The organism is Ruegeria sp. CH5 (assembly GCF_056537025.1).
The window spans coordinates 1490517-1496632 of sequence record NZ_JBQFQT010000001.1 but is presented as its reverse complement, the minus strand read 5'-3'; the positions used below and the strand labels follow the sequence as shown (position 1 = coordinate 1496632).

The following is a 6116-nucleotide window of genomic DNA, read 5'->3' as shown; positions in this document are numbered from 1 at the left end:
CCAACCCAAAGTGTCGCGGGATGGAGCAGCCCGGTAGCTCGTCAGGCTCATAACCTGAAGGTCGCAGGTTCAAATCCTGCTCCCGCAACCAAAACAGCCGAACAAAACAATCCACAAAATCCAAGCTGTGGGTCAAGGCTAATCCTTTACCGATAGGGTAATGTCTTGGGACGCGAAGCAGATGCGCTTTGGGAGCGCTTCTCCGAAAGCGTTGCGCTGTGGCGCTGCACCTTCACGCTCGATGAGCCAATTTGGCTAAGTTACGTTCGCGCTACCGCCGATGCGATTGACATCTGTATTGGGAAAGAACTCTGCCCAGACGTGCCAGAATAAACCGGCGCGCAAGGTTTCAACCCGCGTGAGTGGCCCTTGATCGCTATTTCCCCAAAAGTCACAATGCTTTACTGGATTGCCGCTGTCGTTGTACCAGACCCCGAGGCTTTCGAAATGTGGGTCTATTTGCACCACAAGATCACGCCCACCGACTTGTGTGTTCACCAGCCAGTTCTGGTCAACCACGAGGTCGTCGGTCCAACAGACGGCATCCGACCCGATGGTCACGCCCCAAACAGGTGTCTTGTTGGGCAGGCGTGTGTCGGGCGCGCGCTCCATGTTGTCCATGACGGGGTCAGCCTCTTGATGCTGCCTGGCGATCCCCCATCCGAAAACGATCTCAAGCACCATGTCCAGCAGTCTCAGGAACGAGTTGCTTGACGGCTTGTTCAGAAAGACCTCACCGTCCGGGTAGGCTTTCCTGAAGCCACGGAATGTCATGCGGAATGTTGGCCATGGCTCCATTTGAGCTTCCGGGCGCAATGGGCAGGCGGGACCGTCCGACGCGGTGTCCCGATCCGCTTCTCGGAACCCATAGATGTGTTGGATCGGTTCCCCGGTGTCGTCGTCCCGCAGGATCAGGTTGTTGCCATGTTGCGCTAGAACTTGAAGATTCAGCCGCTTTCCTTCGATGGATGGCCTGTAACCCTGACCAAGATTGGCCATTGCACAATAGGTCATGACGACGTCTTCGCCCCCAAGCCCCCTGGCGTCGCCGGCCAGGTGGGGCCGCATGATCTGGGCGTCAGGATGTGCCCGGGCGTGATCGCCGTTTGTCATCACGATCACGGGCGCGGTCGGTCCGACGAACCGTTCCGCTTCGGCAATGCTGTAATACCGGGCTGTGTTGAGCTGGTTTCTCAACCCCAAATGGACCCACACATAGGGAAAGCCATACAGAACCAATGCCAGAGCCGCGCCCAACCACCAGATCGCGCCGATGCCAGCACCGAACGCAAAGTGGGCTATGGTCGTAACCGCAAAAGCCGCAAGGCCAAGCCCGATCAACCGATATTCGTTGCGAATGAAGCGGATCATGTTTTCTCGCTTTACCTTCAACAACATCTGGGAGACGTCGCCGAGGTCGCGGAAATAGAGAAAGCCAATCCCGAGCGAGACAGCGAGTCCGATATAGAAGATCAGGTTGGCAAGCATGGAGGTGCCTCTTGAACGTGGCGGGCCGAGGTGAGGTCGGACTGCAGTTAGCGTTCGACCGCAGCTTGTTTGGTCAGAAAGGCTTCGACCGCGGCAACGGTTTCCGGGCGCAGGTTTTCGATGCCTTCATACGGCACGCCGCGCGCAGGTTCGGTATCAGGATACAGCTTCTTGCGGGCAAGATGCCGGCCCAGAATGCGCTGGAATTCCTGGCCGCCCCATGCGCCGACTTCGGTCGAAACCGGGTACTTTTCATGCGTATCCCGATAAATATCGAAGAAATTCGCCAGAATTGCACTTTCTCCGGCACCCGGAAGGTTCAGTTTCAACTGGTCTTTCACGATCGCCTTCGGGGACGCCACCGAATAGATGATCACGTGATCGCGGCGCGTTTTCGACTCATCGCCGAACAGGATTGACGCGGATTGGTCCACCCCGTCCACAAGCCTGTCCCGTGGGATGAACGCGTCGGCGCCTGCCAGGCGGGACAGGGTCGTATACAGATCCGAAACATGGATGATGTTGTTCACGATCGAGTCCGCCTCGATCATTCCGGGCCAGCGGATGAAGGCATCCACACGTACGCCGCCTTCTGTCGTATCTCCCTTGCCGCCGCGGAAAATCATCGGCGTGAAACCTGACTGTGGGGAATACTTTGTGAAGTGCCCGTTGTCGCCCATCAACACCACGATGGTGTTTTCGGCTACGCCAAGCGTCTCCATCTCGTCAAAGAGCACACCCAGGTATTCGTCCAGAAGTTGCAACTTGTCTGCGTAAAGGCCGCCATTCACGCTTTCGGGGCCGTCGCGTCCGGCGCGCGTGTTGTCCAGCGGAATCATCGGCCAGTACTGCAGAAAGAAGGGGGTGTCGCCGCCTGCCAGCCGCTGCAGTTCAGACAGCGCCTTGAGTTGGAACTGTTCGTTCATCTCATCATATTTTTCTGCGTCCCACCGCTCGCCGGCCTGCATGCGGATTTCGCGGATTGGACCGCCAGCCTCACCTTCGATGACGGTGGCCATGGCGGCAGGATCGGGGCGGAACCAATCGTCTACGATGTAGTCCTCTTCAAAGTCCTGGATGCCGACCGAGACCTGCTCGCGGATGGCGTCATCGTTGAAGATCGTCAGCTGACCCTGTTGATGGATGGCATGCTGCGCATAGTCGAAACCTTGGTTCATCGCCCAGCTTTCGGCGATATCACCCATATGCCATTTGCCGACATGGCTGGTGGCGTAGCCGGCCTCTTTCAGAACCTCTGCCAGCGTGACCTCATCTCCGGGAAGGCCAAAGCCGGCAATGTCGACCGTGGTATCGCCCATACCCATGCGCACCGGCAGGCGCCCGGTCATCTGGGCCACGCGCGTCGGCGTGCACGAGGGCTCGGTATACATTCGAACCATGCGCATGGCTTCGTCCGAGAATGCATTGATGTTGGGGGTCTCAATTCCGCGTACCGCATTCAGTTCGGGAATGCCCATGTCGCCGAAACCCAGATCGTCGATCAGAATGGATACGATGTTGGGAGGGTTGCCAGAATTGCCTTCCTGAAATTCGGCCAGTAACGCATCGACGGCAGCGTTGTCTTCAATCCACTGCTCGCCATTCTGCGCTTCCAGAATATAGTACTGTGCGTCATGGATGATCGGTGTGTCCTGCGCATAGAGCGGGGAAGACAACAGGATCGAGATGGCTGGCGCCAAGCAAAAAAGTCTTGTGAACATAAAGGGTTCCCCGCTGCAGGATGGTTGCGATTGCGACAAGTCTAATTGTTTCGGCCTCTAAATCAAATTCAGGGGCGGTGGCACGAGGGCCGGTCGGCCCGTTTGGGGGCAAACCACCGGCGTGATCACTAGGCTGTTTCGAACAGGGCGTCGGTGAGCACGTGTTCCGAAAGCGCACCGGGCGCGCCGATCGCCACAAGCCGCGTCTCGGGTTTTCGGTCCCCCCATGCGCCATCCCTTGAGATGTCCATGCGCTTTCCGACGACCTGCACAAGAATGCGATGGTCCGGGTCCTCCTCGCTGAAAACGAATCCTTTGAGGCGATAGACGTCGCCCGGAAGCTTTCGGATTGCGCCTCTCAGCGATGACAGGCTGATGGGTTGCTCGGCCTTCATCATCGTTGTTGAAAAGCCGTCTGAATGATCAGCGTGTCGGCACCCGCAGTCAGGCCCATGCTCATGATGCTCCGGCACTTCTGTCTCAAGCTGTTCGGCAGCAAACCGGCCGACCGACAGCAATATGTTCAGCGGGACATCCGCATTGACCGCTTCGACCAGGCGATACCTGCGGAAACGCGAGCCGAGCCAGTCGTGCACTTTCTGGACTGTTTCTCTGCTGACCAGGTCCACCTTGTTCAAGATGACCATGTCGGAGAACGCGATTTGCCTGAGTTTCAACTCCATCTGCTCTGGTGCAGCGAACAGCTGCTCGGCGTCGACAAGGCACATCAGGCTGTCGAGGCGGATCATGTCCCGGAACTTCTGGTCCGTGAACGTCATCGCGATCGAGGACGGGTCCGATACGCCACTGGCCTCGAGGACGATGTATTCCGGTTTCTCCGGTCGGGCGAGAACGGCCTCGACCGTTTCGATCAGGTCATCCCGGATCGAGCAGCACACACAACCATTCGCCAGGCTCATCACATCGTCTTCCAGGCCAACCACAAGATCAGCATCCACATTGATCGAGCCGAAATCGTTGACCAGAACCGCAACCCGCAGACCATGATTGCCGGTCAGGATGCGGTTCAGTAGGGTTGTTTTCCCCGCCCCGAGAAAGCCGGTCAGAATTGTGACCGGAATTGCCGCAGTCGAACCAAACTCGATCATACTGTCACTCCGTCTTCTTCTTGCGGTTTGGAATGACGTCGTCGGTCTTGATCACAAAGTCGCTGGGCCATTCGGGATTGGGCGCGCGGAACACGTCGGAGGGGTAGTATTCCTTGGGGTCGATCTCCATGTCGCGGTACTTTTGGTCCTGCTGTTCGGCGCGCGATGACCGCGGGGCAGGTGGCTTGATTTCATCGGGCAAGGTGATCTTGCCTTCGGCTTCCATCTTGCCCAATTCACGGAACGGTGCGACCGAGCCTGACTTGCCGGGCAGTGTCGCCTTCCGATACCAGATCGCATCTTTTGTGACGTTGACCACGGCCACGTCCAGACCCCAGGCGAACAGCCCATCATAATGGGCCCGGATACCCGCCAGCATCTCGGCATCAATGTCCTCGTCCTGCGTGTAGTGGGTTACCATCGCAAGCCGAGGGCGTGCCTCAGCCATCATCTTGCCAACCGCATAATGCGAGGTGTGATGGGTATCGATCGTGTAGTTGAACAGCTCCTGCGGCAGGCCGTATTTGTAGGTCATCAACTGGCCGATATCCTGACCGGACATTTCAGTGACGAACACATCAACGCCTTTGCCGTATTCAAGGCTCAATTCATCCGGGCGGCCGTCCCCGGTCCAAACGAAGCTCAGGCCGTTCCAATCCAGGCGATACCCGACCGCGCCGTCCTTGGCATGGCTGCGTGGCCAGGAGCGAACGGTGACGCCGTCTTCGTCATAGACGATGCCGCCTTCCTGACGGAAATCGAACTCGTTGACCTCGATTTCATAGCCGTCTCCGATCGGGAATACGTCGAAGGCCTCCAAATGCCATTTCAGCATTTGCTTCATGCCGTCCACCATGCCCGCCGTTCCAAGCTCGGGTGTCCGGCCGGACGGGCCGTGGATCCGCAGCGGCGTGTAGCCACCCGACCAGGCTCTGAACGGGTAGATATAGGGGATGTCGGCGTAGTGATCGACATGCAGATGCGTGATGAAGATATCGTTGATCAATTGCGCAGGAACCTGCATCCCGATGATGTTGCGCACACAGCCCGACCCGAAATCGAAGAAGAACCGTTTTCCATTGCCCAGCTCGACCATCACACAGGTGCCTGCCTGATCCTCACGCGGAGGAAACGGCGTTGACCCGCAGAACGAGATGCGCATCTCGTCGGGCCCCAACTCCTCGGAAAGCGGGAAATAGTTTGCGTTCGACCCGGTCATGTACTTCGTCGGCCGGAAGTACTCGGGCAGAGTGATGCCGCCGGCCGGCCGGCCGCCATAGGGGTTCTTCAGGCTTTCACCCAGAGGGCCGTTCCCCTCATGCGCCTGCGCTGTGCCAGAGCCGTAGCTGACAGCCCCCGTTGCCACCGCACCTGCCGCCAGCCCCTGCATGACATGCCGGCGCGAAGGGTTTTCGATTTCATCCGCTGGCTGGTTTTGCTCGTTTACGTGATCGTTGCTTTGGTCTTTGTCGGTCATTGCGATACCCTCAGTCGGATGCGTTTCGAAGATTGCGCTTCGCCAGACGACGAAGCTCGTTCACAAGTTCAGATTTGATGTGGGCCCATTCCTCGCGCTCGGACGCGGTGATCGACGTATCCTTGAGCTTTGCGCAGACTTTGCCGAAGTCCTCGATGGCCTCGCTCAGAAACGCGTCCGGTTTGAGCTGGCTGGAAAGCGCAGTCGAAAGCTCGGGTAGCTCGTCTTTGAGGTCGTCCGTCACTGGATAAGGCCCGATTCCCACTGTCTATTCTCGCATCAAGATGCGTGCGGTTGACCGGGGCGGCCAAGTGAGTCACC

The 6116-nt window shown here is 58.1% G+C and carries 5 protein-coding genes and 1 tRNA gene; 1 reads left to right on the top strand and 5 read right to left on the bottom strand.

Annotated features, from left to right (window positions below; genetic code table 11):
* Nucleotides 1-14 precede the first annotated feature (14 nt).
* A tRNA-Met gene (locus ACR0JC_RS07385) sits at nucleotides 15-91 on the top strand.
* Between the two features lie 164 nt (nucleotides 92-255).
* Here ACR0JC_RS07385 and ACR0JC_RS07380 read toward each other — a convergent pair.
* From ACR0JC_RS07380 to ACR0JC_RS07360, 5 genes are all read right to left on the bottom strand, one after another.
* A complete protein-coding gene (locus tag ACR0JC_RS07380; protein ID WP_170337606.1) occupies nucleotides 256-1488 on the bottom strand; it encodes a DUF3179 domain-containing (seleno)protein in 1233 nt (410 codons plus the stop codon).
* Nucleotides 1489-1535: 47 nt separating this feature from the next.
* Nucleotides 1536-3209, bottom strand: a complete 1674-nt coding sequence (locus ACR0JC_RS07375; protein WP_170337608.1) for a sulfatase-like hydrolase/transferase — start codon at nucleotides 3207-3209, stop codon at nucleotides 1536-1538.
* Nucleotides 3210-3337: 128 nt separating this feature from the next.
* On the bottom strand, nucleotides 3338-4318 hold the full coding sequence (locus ACR0JC_RS07370; protein WP_170337610.1) for a CobW family GTP-binding protein: 981 nt from the start codon (nucleotides 4316-4318) through the stop codon (nucleotides 3338-3340).
* Nucleotides 4319-4322: 4 nt separating this feature from the next.
* Nucleotides 4323-5795, bottom strand: coding sequence for a guanitoxin biosynthesis MBL fold metallo-hydrolase GntH (gntH, locus tag ACR0JC_RS07365; RefSeq protein ID WP_217353599.1), 1473 nt, complete (start codon nucleotides 5793-5795; stop codon nucleotides 4323-4325).
* Nucleotides 5796-5805: 10 nt separating this feature from the next.
* On the bottom strand, nucleotides 5806-6039 hold the full coding sequence (locus ACR0JC_RS07360) for a hypothetical protein (RefSeq protein ID WP_170337613.1): 234 nt from the start codon (nucleotides 6037-6039) through the stop codon (nucleotides 5806-5808).
* Nucleotides 6040-6116 lie beyond the last annotated feature (77 nt).

What these genes read in the sequence shown, in the direction of transcription:
- ACR0JC_RS07370 (WP_170337610.1), bottom strand. Translation starts at nt 4,318, where the DNA reads ATGATCGAGTTTGGTTCGACTGCGGCAATTCCGGTCACAATTCTGACC.
- ACR0JC_RS07375 (WP_170337608.1), bottom strand. Translation starts at nt 3,209, where the DNA reads ATGTTCACAAGACTTTTTTGCTTGGCGCCAGCCATCTCGATCCTGTTG.
- gntH (WP_217353599.1), bottom strand. Translation starts at nt 5,795, where the DNA reads ATGACCGACAAAGACCAAAGCAACGATCACGTAAACGAGCAAAACCAG.
- ACR0JC_RS07380 (WP_170337606.1), bottom strand. Translation starts at nt 1,488, where the DNA reads ATGCTTGCCAACCTGATCTTCTATATCGGACTCGCTGTCTCGCTCGGG.